The organism is Roseospira visakhapatnamensis (genome assembly GCF_014197915.1).
GTDB lineage: Bacteria > Pseudomonadota > Alphaproteobacteria > Rhodospirillales > Rhodospirillaceae > Rhodospira > Rhodospira visakhapatnamensis.
In genome coordinates this window covers 25063-39667 of the sequence record NZ_JACIGK010000027.1, presented here as the reverse complement: position 1 = coordinate 39667, position 14605 = coordinate 25063, and the positions used below count along the sequence as shown (strand labels likewise).

General features: G+C 68.7%; 14 protein-coding genes. 11 read left to right on the top strand and 3 right to left on the bottom strand.

The window, feature by feature from the left end; translation table 11 throughout:
* Window positions 1-5 precede the first annotated feature (5 nt).
* From GGD89_RS15435 to GGD89_RS15395, 9 genes are all read left to right on the top strand, one after another.
* A complete protein-coding gene (locus GGD89_RS15435; RefSeq protein WP_184046897.1) occupies window positions 6-971 on the top strand; it encodes a GDP-mannose 4,6-dehydratase in 966 nt (321 codons plus the stop codon).
* The gene (locus tag GGD89_RS15430) at window positions 968-1975 is read left to right on the top strand and encodes a GHMP family kinase ATP-binding protein (RefSeq protein ID WP_184046895.1); all 1008 of its coding nucleotides are present in this window, start codon (window positions 968-970) and stop codon (window positions 1973-1975) included. Before GGD89_RS15435 ends, GGD89_RS15430 begins: the two co-directional genes overlap by 4 nt.
* On the top strand, window positions 1972-2478 hold the full coding sequence (locus GGD89_RS15425) for an NUDIX hydrolase (protein ID WP_343058622.1): 507 nt from the start codon (window positions 1972-1974) through the stop codon (window positions 2476-2478). The genes GGD89_RS15430 and GGD89_RS15425 overlap by 4 nt, the downstream gene beginning before the upstream one ends.
* 143 nt (window positions 2479-2621) lie before the next feature.
* On the top strand, window positions 2622-4859 hold the full coding sequence (locus GGD89_RS15420; protein ID WP_184046893.1) for an N-acetylneuraminate synthase family protein: 2238 nt from the start codon (window positions 2622-2624) through the stop codon (window positions 4857-4859).
* Window positions 4850-5626: a cytidylyltransferase domain-containing protein gene (locus GGD89_RS15415; protein WP_184046891.1), complete on the top strand. Its 777-nt coding sequence runs from the start codon at window positions 4850-4852 to the stop codon at window positions 5624-5626. Before GGD89_RS15420 ends, GGD89_RS15415 begins: the two co-directional genes overlap by 10 nt.
* Window positions 5613-6806: a DegT/DnrJ/EryC1/StrS family aminotransferase gene (locus tag GGD89_RS15410; protein WP_184046889.1), complete on the top strand. Its 1194-nt coding sequence runs from the start codon at window positions 5613-5615 to the stop codon at window positions 6804-6806. Before GGD89_RS15415 ends, GGD89_RS15410 begins: the two co-directional genes overlap by 14 nt.
* A 194-nt stretch (window positions 6807-7000) precedes the next feature.
* The gene (locus tag GGD89_RS15405) at window positions 7001-8074 is read left to right on the top strand and encodes a hypothetical protein (protein ID WP_184046887.1); all 1074 of its coding nucleotides are present in this window, start codon (window positions 7001-7003) and stop codon (window positions 8072-8074) included.
* Between the two features lie 124 nt (window positions 8075-8198).
* Window positions 8199-8828, top strand: a complete 630-nt coding sequence (locus tag GGD89_RS15400) for a flagellar biosynthesis repressor FlbT (RefSeq protein WP_343058621.1) — start codon at window positions 8199-8201, stop codon at window positions 8826-8828.
* Window positions 8794-9093, top strand: a complete 300-nt coding sequence (locus GGD89_RS15395; RefSeq protein WP_281396733.1) for a flagellar biosynthesis regulator FlaF — start codon at window positions 8794-8796, stop codon at window positions 9091-9093. The genes GGD89_RS15400 and GGD89_RS15395 overlap by 35 nt, the downstream gene beginning before the upstream one ends.
* 69 nt (window positions 9094-9162) lie before the next feature.
* On the opposite strand, the gene GGD89_RS15390 is transcribed toward GGD89_RS15395, so the two are convergent.
* Genes GGD89_RS15390 through GGD89_RS15380 form a run of 3 tightly spaced genes read right to left on the bottom strand, consistent with a single transcriptional unit; the run spans window position 9163 to window position 11453 of the window.
* On the bottom strand, window positions 9163-9795 hold the full coding sequence (locus GGD89_RS15390; RefSeq protein ID WP_184046883.1) for an NUDIX domain-containing protein: 633 nt from the start codon (window positions 9793-9795) through the stop codon (window positions 9163-9165).
* Window positions 9795-10307, bottom strand: a complete 513-nt coding sequence (locus GGD89_RS15385) for a cupin domain-containing protein (RefSeq protein WP_184046881.1) — start codon at window positions 10305-10307, stop codon at window positions 9795-9797. Before GGD89_RS15385 ends, GGD89_RS15390 begins: the two co-directional genes overlap by 1 nt.
* Before the next feature lie 6 nt (window positions 10308-10313).
* A complete protein-coding gene (locus GGD89_RS15380; protein ID WP_184046879.1) occupies window positions 10314-11453 on the bottom strand; it encodes a RuBisCO large subunit C-terminal-like domain-containing protein in 1140 nt (379 codons plus the stop codon).
* 450 nt (window positions 11454-11903) lie between these two features.
* On the opposite strand from GGD89_RS15380, the gene GGD89_RS15375 reads away from it, so the two are divergent.
* Together GGD89_RS15375 and GGD89_RS15370 are read left to right on the top strand one after the other, a co-directional pair.
* Window positions 11904-13250 (top strand): alanine/glycine:cation symporter family protein, encoded by a 1347-nt coding sequence (locus GGD89_RS15375; RefSeq protein ID WP_184046877.1) that lies wholly within the window; start codon window positions 11904-11906, stop codon window positions 13248-13250.
* Window positions 13251-13541: 291 nt separating this feature from the next.
* Window positions 13542-14537: a cysteine synthase A gene (locus GGD89_RS15370; protein WP_184046875.1), complete on the top strand. Its 996-nt coding sequence runs from the start codon at window positions 13542-13544 to the stop codon at window positions 14535-14537.
* Window positions 14538-14605 lie beyond the last annotated feature (68 nt).

Genomic DNA, 14605 nt, shown 5'->3' with positions numbered 1-14605 from the left:
AACCCATGCGTGTCTTGATCACCGGCATCACCGGCATGGTCGGCAGCCACCTCGCCGACTACATCCTTGGTCATCATCCCGGCGTGGAGATCCACGGGCTGGTGCGCTGGCGCAGCCCCATCGACAACATCGCCCACCTGACGGGACGGGTGACCCTGCACCAGGGGGACCTGCGCGACCTGACCTCGCTGATCACCGTCATGAAGGCGGCGCGTCCAGACCGGGTGTTTCATCTGGCGGCCCAGTCCTACGTGGTGACCAGCTTCACCGCGCCGGCGGACACGCTGCACACCAACGTCATCGGCACCACCAATCTGATGGACGCGGTGCGCTGGGCCGACCTGGACCCGCGCATTCACATCTGTTCGTCGTCGGAGGTCTACGGCCAGGTGACCGCCGACGAGGTGCCCATCCGCGAGACCAACCCGCTGCGCCCGGCCAGCCCCTACGCGGTGTCCAAGGTCGGCGAGGACATGATGGCCTTGCAGTACTTCCTGTCCTACGGCCTGAAGACCCTGCGCACGCGCATGTTCACCCACACCGGGCCGCGCCGGGGCGACGTGTTCGCCGAAAGCACCTTCGCCAAGCAGATCGCCGAGATCGAGGCCGGCCGGCGGCCCAACCCGGTCCAGGTCGGCAACCTGGACAGCGTGCGCACCCTGGCCGACGTGCGCGACGCGGCGCGCGCCTACTGGCTTCTGCTGGAGAAGGGCACGCCGGGCGAGGTCTACAACATCGGCGGCGACCGCACCCTGACGGTGGGCGAGATCCTGGAGATCCTCAAGGGCTTCGCCACCTGCCCGATCGAACACGCGGTGGATCCGGCGCGCCTGCGCCCCTCCGACGTAACCCTGCAGATCCCCGACACCAGCCGCTTCCGCGAGGCCACCGGATGGTGTCCCGAGATCCCGCCCGAGGACACGTTGCGGGACCTTCTTGCCTACCAGCGCAACCGGATATCCAGATCATGACGCATGTCGTGTCACGCACGCCGTTCCGCGTCTCGTTCTTCGGCGGCGGAACGGATTATCCCGCCTGGTACCGGCGCGAGGGCGGGGCCGTGCTGTCCACCGCCGTGGACAAGTACTGCTACATCAGTTGCCGCTACCTGCCGCCGTTCTTTCCCGATGCCTATCGGGTCGTCTGGGCGCATATCGAGACCGTGTCCAGCATCTCGGAAATCCTGCATCCGGCGGTCCGCGAGGGCCTGCGCATGCTGGAGTTCGAGGGCGGCCGGGGCGTGGAGGTGATCTACCAGGGCGACCTGCCCGCGCGCACCGGCATGGGCTCGTCCTCCGCCTTCGCCGTGGGGCTGATCCATGCCCTGTCGGCGCTGCATGGCGCCAGGCCCGACAAGCCGACCCTCTACCGCCGGGCCATCGAACTGGAACAGGACTGGCTACAGGACAGCGTCGGCTCCCAGGACCAGGTGGCGGCGGCCGTCGGCGGCATGAACGTGATCCGCTTCGGCACCGACGGGGGCATCGACGTGGAGCCATTGGCCCTGCCCCCGGCGCGGTTCGAGGCCCTGCGCGACCGGCTGATGATGTTCTACACCGGCCGCACCCGGCTGGCCTCCAACCTGGCGGCCCAGGTGGTGCGGAACATGGACCAGCGGACGGCCCACCTGCGGCGCATGCGGGCCATGGTGGATCAGGCGGCCGGCATCCTGACGGGCGACGGCGACCTGGACGACTTCGGCCGCATGCTTGACGAGACCTGGCGCCTGAAACGGGAGTTGAGCGAGGGCATCGCCAACGAGACCATCGACGACATCTACGCGCGCGGCCTGGCCGCCGGGGCGCTGGGCGGAAAGCTGCTGGGGGCGGGGTCGTCCGGCTTCATGCTGTTCCATGTCCCGCCCGACCGTCACGAGGCCGTGTGCCAGGCGCTGTCCGACCTGATGGCCGTGCCCTTCGGCCTGGACACCCAGGGCAGCACCCTCCTCTACAACGCGGCGGACGACGGCCGGTGACCAGGTCCCGCCCCCTCCTGTCCACGCCCTGGTTTCAGGTGGAGGCGGTGCCGTGGCGCGGCGAGGACTGGTACCGGGTGGTGGCGCCCGACGGGGTGCTGATCCTGGCGCGGACCACCGACGGACGCCTGGCCATGGTGCGTCAGTGGCGCCCGGCGCGCGAGCGCATGAGCCTGGAGATCCCCGCCGGGGCCATCGACCCGGGCGAGACGCCCGAACAGGCGGCGCGCCGCGAACTGCTGGAGGAAACCGGACTGGGCGGCGGCACGTGGCACGCGCTCGGGGTCGGCGGACTGGCCATCGACCGCGACACCATGCGCCTGCATGTGTTCCTCGCGCTGGACGTTCATCCCACGGGGCGGGCGCCCGAGCCCGGGCTGGAGGTGCGGTTGCTGGATCCCCCGGCCGTCCGGGCGGCGCTGACGTCCCCGGAGTTCGAGCAACTGGCGGCCCTGTCGGCCCTGGTGCTGGCCCGCTGGAGGGGGTTGGCGGACTGGGTCTGACGCCCCCCCTCACAGCGCGGGCGCGGCGACGGGCCATCGCCACGAGAACCATTTGGTAGGGTCTTTGGCGTACACCTGGGATGTGCGCCGCGATCGGTGCTCCAGGCGGGCGCGGGCCCGTCGATGCCACCAGGATGGTGACCATGCACATCACGCGTCATACGGCTCCCTATCTCGTGCTGGACGGCACGCCGCTGCTCCAGGTGCTCCAGAAAATCGATTCCAACAAGTGCGGCGTCGTCTTCGTGGTCGACACGCACGGCGTGCTGTGCGGATGCCTGACGGACGGGGACTTCCGCCGCTTCATCGTGTCGGCGCCCAACCCGGCCCTGGAGGCGCCCGTCAGTCAGGCGATGAACCGCACCTTCACGGCGGCCCGCGTGTCCGACGCCGGGGAGTACATCAACAGCCTGTTCTCCGACCGCATTCTCTACGTGCCGCTGCTGGACACCCAGGGCCGCGTGCAGGCCATCGCCAGCAGCCTTCAGCCGCCGATTCGCATCGGTCCGTTCGAGGTCTCGGACAGCGCGCCGACGGTGGTGATCGCCGAGATCGGCAACAACCACAACGGCAGCCTGGACAGCGCCATCGAGCTGATCAACCTGGCCGCCGGCGCCGGCGCCAATTGCGTCAAGTTCCAGTTGCGCGACCTGTCCACGCTGTACCGCGACGCCGGCAACGACCACGACGAGGACCTGGGGTCGCAATACGTGCTGGACCAGGTGTCGCGCTTCCAGCTCTCGCCCGATGACCTGGGCCGCGCCTTCGATCACGCCCGCAAGGTGGGGGTGCTGCCGTTCTGCACGCCCTCCGACGAGCGCTCGGTGGAGATCCTGGAAGGGCTGGGCGTGGAGGCCTACAAGATCGCCTCCGCCGACCTGGTGAACCACGACCTGATCCGGGCGGTGGCCGCCCTGGGCAAGCCGGTGCTGCTGTCCACGGGCATGTCGCTTGAATCCGAGATCGTCGACGCCGTCGCCGTGCTTCAGCAACTGCCCAGCCCCTGGGTGCTGCTCCACTGCAACGCCGCCTATCCGCCGCCGTTCAAGGACATCAACCTGTCCTTCCTGTCCCGGCTGCGCACCCTGGGCGCCTGCCCCGTGGGCTACTCGGGGCACGAGCGCGGCTATCACGTGCCGCTGGCCGCCGTGGCGCTGGGTGCCCGCGTCGTCGAGAAGCACTTCACCGACGACCGCGCCCGGGAAGGCAACGATCACCGGGTCTCGCTGCTGCCGGCCGAGTTCCAGGCCATGGTGGACGCCATCCGCCAGCTTGAGGACGCCATGGGCGACGGCGTGCGGCGCATCAGCCAGGGCGAGTTCATCAACCGCGAGGCCCTGGGCAAGAGCCTGGTGGCCGCCCGCGCCATCGCCGCCGGAGAGCTGATCGCGGCCGATGACGTGCTGGTGCGCTGTCCGGGGCGTGGACTGCCGCCCTACCAGAAGAACCGCCTGGTGGGCCGCCGCGCCAAGAGGGCGGTGCCGGCCATGGCCTTCTTCTATCCCTCGGACCTGGAGGCCGACCGGGTGGCGCTGGCCACCTATGCCTTCCGGCGGCCCTGGGGCTTCCCGGTGCGCTATCACGACTATCGCGGCCTGGCCGACATCTCCAATCCGGACCTGCTGGAGTTCCACCTGAGCTTCAAGGACATGGATCTGCGGCTGTCGGACTACCTCGACCAGCCGCTGCCGCTGGACCTGGTGGTGCACGCGCCGGAGGTGTTCGCCAACGACTTCCTGCTGGACCTGGCCAGCACCGATGCCGCCACGCGCGACCGCTCCATCGACGAACTCCAGCGGGTCGTCGACGTCTGCCGGGCGCTGACACCCTGGTTCGAGCGCGCGACGCGGCCGCCGATCATCGTCAACGTCGGCGGTTTCTCCCGGGACGGCTTCGTCGACCGGGCGGAGCGCGACCGCCGCTATGACCGCGTGGCGGACGCCTTGTCCCGCGTGGACCGCGAGGGTGTGGAGATCCTGCCGCAGACCATGCCGCCGTTCCCGTGGCTGTTCGGGGGGCAGCTTCACCACAACCTGTTCCTGGACGCGGAGAGCAGCACGGCCTTCTGCCGGGCCACCGGACTGCGCCTGTGCCTGGACACCTCGCACTCCAAGCTGGCGTGCACCTACTTCGGATGGTCCTTCGACGACTTCGCGGCCACGGTGCTGCCGTTCACCCGCCACATGCACCTGGTGGACGCGCGCGGCACCGACGGCGAGGGGCTCCAGATCGGCACCGGCGAGATCGCCTTCGACCGGCTGGCCGCCCTGGCCGACGACCTGGCGCCCGGTGTCTCGTTCATCCCGGAGATCTGGCAGGGCCACAAGAACGACGGCGAGGGCTTCGCCATCGCGCTGGAGAGGTTGCAGCAATGGTTCTGAGCCGCGCGGCCTCCGGCGCCGCCGCTCTCGTGACGGTGCGCGCCACCTCCTCCCGCCTGCCGGGGAAGTGCCTGCTGCCGATCACGGCGGACCTGACGGCCTTGCAGATCGTCCTGCGGCGGGCGGCGCTCACGGGGGTTCCGGTCGTCGTCGCCACCAGCGACGATCCCTCGGACGATCCCGTCGCCGCGCTGGCCGGGCGCGAGGGCGCGGCCGTGTTCCGGGGCGCGCGGCTCAACAAGCTGCGCCGCTGGCGGGACTGCGCCGAGTCCCTGGGCCTGGACCGCGTGCTGATGGTCGACGGCGACGACCTGGCGTTCGACTATGCCATCGGCCGGCGGGTGCTGGCGGCCATGGCCACGTCGGACGCCGATGCCTGGCGCGCGCCCGACGACATCGTGTGCGGCCTGTTCACGGCCGCCTACACGCGCGACGCCCTGGACCGCCTGGCCGCCCTGGCGCCCGACCCGGCCCAGGACACCGACGTGATCGACGTGTTCATCGCCCGCGCTGGCCTGAGACTTGCTTACCCCGAGCTTCACGAGCACGAGCGCGCGGCGACCGTGCGCCTGACGCTGGACTACGCCGAGGACGCGGATTTCTTCCGGGCCATGTACGCCGAGCTTCCCGTGGACGCCCCCGGTCCGACCATCGTGCGAACCGCGCTGGCGCGCGGCTGGTGGCGGATCAACTGGGGCCGGCAGCAGGACTATCTGGACAACCAAGCGGCCTTCAACCGGAAAGTCGACACCCATGCTGATCATTGATCCCGCCGGTCCGGGCTGGCGCTTTACCGGCAACGAGTTGCGCTACCTCGCCGAGGTTCTCAACAACGGCTTCTCGGCCGGCGCCGACGGCAGCATGAACGAACGCGCCGAGACCCTGTTCGCCCAGACCATGGGCCTGTCGCACGCCATCGGCTTCAACTCCGGCACCAGCACCCTGCACGCGGCGCTGGTGGCCATGGGGGTCGGTCCCGGGGACGAGGTCATCGTGCCGGCGCTGTCGCCGGCCATGTGCGGCTTCACGCCGTTTCACGCCGGCGGGCGCGCGGTGGTGGCCGACGTGGACCGGGACACCTTCCTGATGGATCCGTCCGACGTCGCCCGCCGCATCACCGATCGCACGCGGGTCATCATGGCCGTGCATCTGTATGGCCAGGTGTGCGACATGGACGCCCTGATGGACCTGGCGGCGCGCCACGGCCTGACGGTGCTGGAAGACTGCGCCCAGTGCTATCTGGGGACGGACGCGAGGGGCCGGGTCGGCGGCACCATCGGCGACGCGGGGTCCTGGTCGTTCGAGAACTCCAAGCACCTGTCGTGCGGCGAGGGCGGCATGATCGGCTGCGACAACCCCGCGCTGGCCGAGTCGATCCGGAAATTCGGGGGCCTGGGATTCCGCAATCTGACGGCAAGCTCGGGCAAGGTGCGGGTGGACCGCGACAAGCTTCAGGACCCCGACTGGGCCCGCCACGACCGCCGGGGCTACAACTATCGCCTGGGCGGACTGCCGGCGGCGGTGGCGCTGGCGCAGATCGAGCGGATGCGCTCCTTCATCGACCTGCGCATCGCCATGGGCACGGCCTTCCGGGCAGTGCTGGAGCGCTCGACGCTGCTGCGTCCCCAGGCCACGCCCGAGGGCGCGGTCAACAGCCACTACACCTTCGCGGCCCGATTCGACGGCGTGGACCACGGCATCGCCTGGCAGGCGTTCCGGCGCGTCTTCGCGGCCAACGGCGGCGACGGCATTTACGCCGCCTGGAAACCGATCCACAAGGAACCCGCCTTCCGCGACACCGACCTGGCCGACGAGCAGCGCCCGGTGACCGAGTGGCTGCAAGGGCGGCTGATGCAGTTCACGACCAATCAGCGCGACGACTCCGAGCGCAAAACGCAGGTGGAGGCGCTGATCGCCACCCTCCGCCATTTCGGTGACGATGCCTGAGACCACCGGCCATGGACCACGACCGGCGACGTCCGTGGCCGGCCCGGGCACCGAAGGGACCGGGCCACGAAATCGGACGAGGCTATTCCGGGTCTGTTTCCTGTCGACGCGATCCGTGGTAGCCTCCAAATGTATCAGTCCCTGCGGCCGTCCGCATGGCGCGCTGCGGTAGAAAACCGAGCGAGGGATAGACCATGGTGAATGCACTGAGCAGCGGCGGGGCGAGCAGCCTGTTGGCGTCGTCCTCGACGCAGTTGAACACGCTGCGCATCGCCGAGCGCATGTACACCGACATGCGCAAGAAAACCGACGCCATCACCGAGAGTTACGCGGCCGACACCCAATCCCTTCAGGCCGAGCGGGGCACCCTGACCGGCCGTCAGCGGGACCTGACGGCGGTGCAGACCGCCGTGAGCAACGGCGAACAGCAGGTCTCGGACGTGCGAAGCATCCTGCTGGAGATGCGGTCGTTCATCAACAGGGCGGAAGACAATCCCGACAACCGGGGGTATTACGTCGAGCAGTTCAACGCGCGTCTCAAAGAGATCAACAGCATCGCCGATCGCTATTCCCAGACCTACAACCTGGTTGGCCGCGTCGACCCCGAGACGCTGGAACCCCCGGCACAGGTGGTGCAGGTGAGCCAGTTCGGAGTCGACGCGACGTTCCAGGGGCTGTACCTCGGCTCCAGCTTCAACCTCATCGGCACCGGGGCCTCCGAGGGCCTGTCCTACCAGAACGAGCCGTCGGCCAACGTGATGCAGGCCGTGGACGAACCCGGCGGCGAGGAACTGGAGGGGACGATCACCCACAACGGGACGCGAGTCCAGAATCTGGTGGTGTCGGACGATGGCTCCATCCAGTTCGACCTGGATGGCACGACCCCCTTCACGGGCACCGTGCAGAAGGGCGGCCTGGGCATCATGCCGGCCTGGTACTACGACGACTTCACCGACTTCGAGGGCATGCGTCAGGCGGTGCGCGACGCCGACCGCTACCTGAACCAAGTGTCCTTCCAGCTCAAGCAGATCGATATCGAGGTGACACCGCTGGTGGACCGGGTTCAGCGGGATCTGAGCAGCGTCGATACGGATCTCGCCGAGATCTTCGCCAAGCAACAGAAGGAAGTGGAGGAGATCGAGGACGAGACCCGGCGTCAGTTCGAAGCCGTCGAACAAAGCCTGTCGCAGTCGGCCGGTGAGATCACGCGGTACAAGACCATCATGCAGAGCATCTATCGCGGCCCGTTCACCAATATCGAGGTCTGACCACGGTCACCCGGACCGGCGCGCGAGACGGCACGCCGCCGTCGGTGATCCCCGCCGCCGGGGCGGCGAGGGATGGGCAGGGCGAGCCGAATCGGCAGGACAAGCCCGGGAGACTTGCCGTATCGTGATCCACGACATCGCGATCGGTGCGGCACGGCTCCCGATGATCGCCCGGCATGACGCGGACTCCCGCGATCACGCCGGCGTGACGGAAGCGTGGCGCATCGGTGTGGTAAGACAATGTAAACCTCGGTGCGTCACGATGCCTTTAAAGCTGACCCTGAAACCGAATGAGAAGATCATCGTTGGTACAGCCGTCATTTCTAATGGACATGGCAAGGCTGAATTGGTGATCCACAATAGAGTGCCTGTGGTTCGTGAGAAAGACATCCTGCGAAAGGAAGACGCCGACACGCCAGCAAAACAAATTTATTACATGATCTTGAGTATGTATCTTGATCCGTCAAACCAACCGACGTTTCATGATTTTTATTTCCCGTTACTGCGGCATATCCTTGACATGTCGGTCGATGAGCGTGGCGTTGATCTGTCGGTCGAAATGTCCAGAAGGATCATTGAGGGCGATCACTACAAGGCGTTGAAGATCTGCAAGAAGCTCATCGATTACGAATCGGAGATCTCGAGGAATGATCAAGGAACAGGTCAAGGCGTATCAGTCGGCGCAGCGCCAGAACATGACGCCCCGGGAAGTCGAGGCGATGGCCTTCGGCAAAGCCGCCCAAATGATGGATGACGCCCAGAAAAACTCCGCCGACCGCGTCCTGTTCAAGCAGGCGTTGCGGTTCAATCACCTGCTCTGGACCATCATGCAGGCGGACATCACCGACCCCGCCAACAAGCTGCCCAACGAGATCAAGGCCAACATCATGAGCCTGAGCATCTTCGTTGACCAGCAGACCACAAAGGCCATGCGCGACCACGATCCCGAGGATCTGACCATCCTGATTTCGATCAATCGGAACCTGGCGATGGGCCTGCGCGAGACGCCGCCGGGCTGATCGAGGCCAGCGGGACCCGCGTCGCGGCGTGTCCCCGTGACCGGCGCGCGGCCAGGGTCGAGTGTCGCGTCACGCCGCCAGCCATCGCGCCCGCAGGCGCGCGCGGTGGAGCGCCAGCCACTGGGCGGCGATGAGGATGGTGGCGTTGTCCAGGCGCCCCTCGGCCAACAAATCCAGGAACGCGTCGGCGGACACCACCAGGGGGCGGATGTCCTCGCCCTCGTCGGGCAGGCCGTGAACACCCGACACCGCGCCCGCGTCCACCCGGCCCACGAACAACGCCACCGTCTCCGAGGTGCAGCCCGGCGACGACAGCCAGCGGGCCACCGGCTCCAGCATCGTGACCCGGCAGCCGCTTTCCTCCCGGGTCTCGCGGACGGCCACGGCCTCGGCCGTCTCCCCCTCGTCGATGATGCCGGCCACCACCTCCAGCAGCCACGGCCCCATGTCCGCCGCCAGGGCGCCGATGCGGAACTGCTCGATCAGCACCACGACGTCGCGCACCGGATCGTAGGGCAGCACCGCCACCGCGTGCCCCCGTTCCAGCAGTTCGCGGGTGATGGGCCGTTCCATCATGCCGCCACCGAACAAGGCGTGGCGCAGCACATAGCGGTCGATGTGGAAGTAGCCGCGAAAGGCGGACTCCCGGCGCTCGACGAGCACCGTCGTGGCCGGATCGTTGAGCCGGCCGACGCTCTCCATCAGCCCCGATCCTCCGCAAGAGCGTCGTCGCGCCCATCGGCGCCGGCCAGGTCACCGTCCAGGAAGGCCGCCACGCGCGGCCCCAGCGCGCGCAACGCGGCCAGATCGGCCTCGGTCGGCAGGCGCGGCCGGTCACGGTCCGCGTTCACCATGCACAGGAAGCCGAGAGGATCGTCGGCCCCGGCGCGGAACTGGTGCCAGGTCATGGGCGGGATCAGCACCAGATCGGGCACCGCGACCCGGCGCACCCTGTCGCCCAGCAGGCACAGGCCGCCACCCCGGAACAGCATCACCGCGTGGGCGTGCTCGTGGCGTTCCAGGGTGGTGTGGCCGCCGGGGTCGCATTCGAAGTAGCGCAGTTCGCAGGACAACACGGGCTCGGCGAACAGCACCTGCCGGGAGACCGCCTTGAACGGCGCGCCGCCCTCTTCCTTGTAGGCGAGGACGTCCACGCCCTCCCAGCGGAACGGCGCCGAGGGCCTGCGCAGGCCGGGCGTGGGCGTATCGGTCATGGGGGCCTACTCCGCCACGGCCCGGGCCGAGACCGCGCCCGCCAGCCGGGCCACATGGTCCTGGAACGCCCGGGTTTCCTCGACCAGCCGCTCGCCGGCCAGTAGCAGGCCACCGCCGATCAGCAGCATCACGTCGTTGCCGTAGCAGTCGATCATCTCCGGCACCCGGTCGGGCGTCATACCGCCCGCCGGCACCGGCATGGACGGCTTCAGGCCGCCCCAGGCGCGGGTGGCGCGCCGGCCCAGGTCCAGGCAGGTGTCCTTGGGCAACGGGAAGCGGCCGCCGTGGTTGGTATAGATCACCGCGTCGGCGCCCAGCAGGCGGAACAGGGTGCCGTGCAGGAACGGCGCGCCGATGCGCTGCGCCCCGGTCATGGTCGGGTGGCTGAAAAAGGCCATGTCCGGATTTTCCCGCACCAGGGTGTGGACGGTGGGAAAGCCGGCGATCATGGGCTGAATCATCACCGAATCCAGGCCCTCGTCTCGCGCGAGGCGAATCCGGGACCGCAACTCATCCAGGTTGCCGGTCAGGCTGGGGATGTAGCGGGTGGGGTGGCCGGTCTCGGTCCGAGCCGCCCGCACGGCGGCGGCGATGGCCGGGACCCGCGCATCGAAGGGACTGTACGCCTGATCGGCGATGCCATGGTCGTCCTTGATGTAGTCCACGCCGCCGCGCGTGAACCGCGCCGCCAGATCGGCCAGGCCGGGGATCGGCAGGCCCTGGGGCTTCAGGGCCGAACAGGTCAGCGGCCGGTCGGTCACGCCCACGCGGGCGCGCAGGCCGGCGATGCCCTGGCGGGGCCCGCCGAAGGCGTCCAGGATCGCCTGGGGGAACACGGCGTCCACCAGGACGGTGTCCGGATTGATGGAGGTATTACCGTAGATCATGTTGACCAGTTGGCCTGCCTCCAGCCCCGTCGTCTCCACCGCCAGCCCCACCTTGACCTCGAACAGGCCCTCGCCCAGGTCGCGCACACCGCGAACCTGGCCCACGATGTCGCGTGTCACCCGCGCGTCGGTGACGGCTTCCAGGGGCATCTCCACGCTCTGCTCGACGGCGATGCCCTGGGCGCGGGCATCGATGGCGGACGCCTCGCCGGTGACGTGGTAGGTGATGACGATGCGCTCGGACGTGGGGGCGGTCATGCGCGGGGTGGCTCCGTCAGGGGGGAGGGAACATGGATGCCGTCACCCTAGCCCCGGGTCTATCGCAGGGACAAGCCCCGGACACGCGGCGGTGACACCGCCGGCCGGCCGCTGTTCGGGCGCGCCGGTCCCCCGCTCCCCCTCGGTCTCCGCACCCTTGGCGACCGACTCGCCCCATGGCCGTCGCGCCGACTCGACCACAGTCGTGTCACCGACCGCCCGAGACCGGCGGTCGGGCCTGCCTCGGTCCCGGCGGCGCGCGGGCGATCATCACGCGGTCTTTGTCGCGCCAAGGGCGCCGCCACCCCGCCTCAAGGGTTGCGACGGGGGGTTGCGATGGGGTGGGCGTGACCTGTAGACAAGGACTCTTCCGCAATACCCCGTACCCAAATTGGGTTATCGCTTTAGCAGAACATCGGCGGCGGCCGTTGAACGGGAGGTTCGTCTCACATGGAAGCTTTCTCATCCTTTCTGGGCGACGTGAGCGGCGTCGTCTGGGGACCCCTCATGCTGGTTCTCCTGTTCGGAACCGGCCTTTACGTCACCATCGGCCTTGGCTTCCTCCCACAACGGAAGCTGTTCTACGGCTTCCGGCTCATGCTCGGCGGCCGCAAGGTCGACGCCGGCCACGAGGGGGAAATCACGCCGTTCCAGGCGCTTACGACGGCGCTGTCGGCCACCATCGGCACCGGCAACATCGCCGGCGTGGCGACGGCCATCTACCTGGGCGGACCCGGCGCGGTCTTCTGGATGTGGCTGACCGCGCTGGTGGGCATGGCCACCAAGTACGCCGAGGCGGTGCTCGCCGTCCGCTACCGCGAAACCGATGTCAACGGGCGCTACGTGGGCGGCCCGATGTACTACATCCGCAACGGGCTGGGCCGTGGCTGGGGCTGGCTGGGCTGGCTGTTCGCCCTGTTCGCCACCATCGCCGCCTTCGGCATCGGCAACACCGTGCAGTCCAACTCCGTGGCCCAGGCGCTGGAAAGCACCGTCGGGGTTCCCGTCATCGCCACGGGCCTGGTGCTGGCCGCCCTGACCTTCCTGGTGATCATCGGTGGCGTCAAGCGCATCGGCCGCGTCGCCGAGCACCTGGTGCCCCTGATGGCCATCCTCTATGTCATCGGCGCGGCCATCATCCTGATCGTCAACTACGCCGAGGTCCCGGCGGCCCTGTCCATGATCGTCACCGACGCCTTCACCGGAACGGCGGCGGCCGGCGGGTTCGCCGGCGCGGGCCTTCTGGCGGCCATCCGCTTCGGCGTGGCCCGGGGCGTGTTCTCCAACGAGGCGGGCCTCGGCAGCGCGCCGATCGCCCACGCGGCGGCCAAGACGAACGACCCGGTGCGCCAGGGCTGTGTGGCGATGCTCGGCACCTTCATCGATACCATCATCGTCTGCTCCATGACGGCCCTGGTGATCATCACCACCGGCGTCTGGACCAGCGGCAAGACCGGCGCGGAGCTGTCGGCGCTGGCCTTCAACACGGGCCTGCCGGGCGGCGACTGGGTTGTCACCATCGGCCTGGTGGTGTTCGCCTTCACCACGATCCTGGGATGGAGCTACTACGGCGAGCGCGCGGCCCAGTTCATCTTCGGCCCGAAGATCGTGCTGCCGTTCCGGATTCTCTGGGTCTTGGCGGTTGTGGTCGGGGCCGTGGGCCAGCTTGGCCTGATCTGGACCATCGCCGACATCATGAACGCCATGATGGCGATTCCCAACCTGATCGCGATCATCGCACTCAGCGGCACGGTTTTCGCGGTCAGCCGGGCCTACTTCAAGCAAAACGAGCACTGACCCGCAGGGCGGGCGGAGGAGACCCCTCCTCCGCCCGCGGTCGGCAGGTCTTCCCGGACACGCGGGGTTCGTGGAGACCGCCGACCAGGCGTCTCCCCCCTGGATTGAACCCCGACTCACACATCGCCAGACGACGGCTGTCGGCGCTCGGGACAACGCCGCGTCACACCGGCACCGGCCCGGGGCGGCACATCCCGTCTTGATTGGCGCGCGCCTGGGCGCTACGTCATTTGTCCTCACTTCTCCCCGGCGATGCCGCCGGCGGCTTCCCGCCCCCGGAGACCGGATCCCATGGACATCCGCGACGGCTTCCTGTCCGCCATCGGCGACACGCCCCTGATCCGCCTGTCCTGGCCCTCGGCCGAGACCGGCTGCACCATTCTCGGCAAGGCGGAGTTCCTGAATCCGGGCGGCTCGGTCAAGGATCGCGCGGCGCTGGCCCTGGTGCGCGACGGCGAGGCCCGAGGGCTGCTCACGCCCGGCGGCACCATCGTCGAGGGCACCGCCGGCAACACCGGAATCGGCCTGACCCTGGTGGGCAACGCGTTGGGCTATCGCACCCTCATCGTCATGCCGGAGACCCAGAGCCAGGAAAAGAAGGACACCTTGCGGATGTGCGGCGCGGACCTGCGCCTCGTCCCGGCCAAGCCGTTCAAGGACCCGGGCAACTACGTCCATGTGTCACGGCGCCTGGCCGAGGAGACTCCCGGGGCCTTCTGGGCCAACCAGTTCGACAACGTGGCCAACCGCGAGGGCCATCGCCGGACCACCGGACCCGAAATCCTGCGCCAGGCCGGCGGCCGGCTCGACGCCTTCACCTGCGCCGTGGGCACCGGCGGCACCCTGGCCGGGGTGGCGCTGGCCCTGAAGGCCCATGACCCGGCCATTCGCGTCGTGCTCGCCGACCCGCACGGCTCCGGCCTGCACGCCTGGATCACCGAGGGCACGCCCCGCGCCGAGGGCAGCTCCATCACCGAGGGCATCGGTCAGGGCCGGGTGACCGCCAACCTGGAGGGCGCGCCCATCGACGACGCCCTGCGCATCAGCGATGCCCAGGCCCTGGACGTGCTGTTCAATCTGGTGATGCATGACGGCCTGGTGCTGGGTGGCTCGGCCGGGATCAACGTGGCCGCCGCCATGCGCGTCGCCCGCGCGCTGGGCCCCGGGCATACCGTGGCCACCATCCTGTGCGACGGCGGCGCCCGTTATCAGAGCAAGCTTTACAACGCCACCTTCCTCAAGAATCACGACCTGCCCCTTCCGCCCTGGATGGCGGCGGGCACCTGAGTCTTTCGCCGACACCCGCGCCACCGCCCGCGTCGTCCCCCCGGTTCCCGCTCCATCCCAGACTCGGT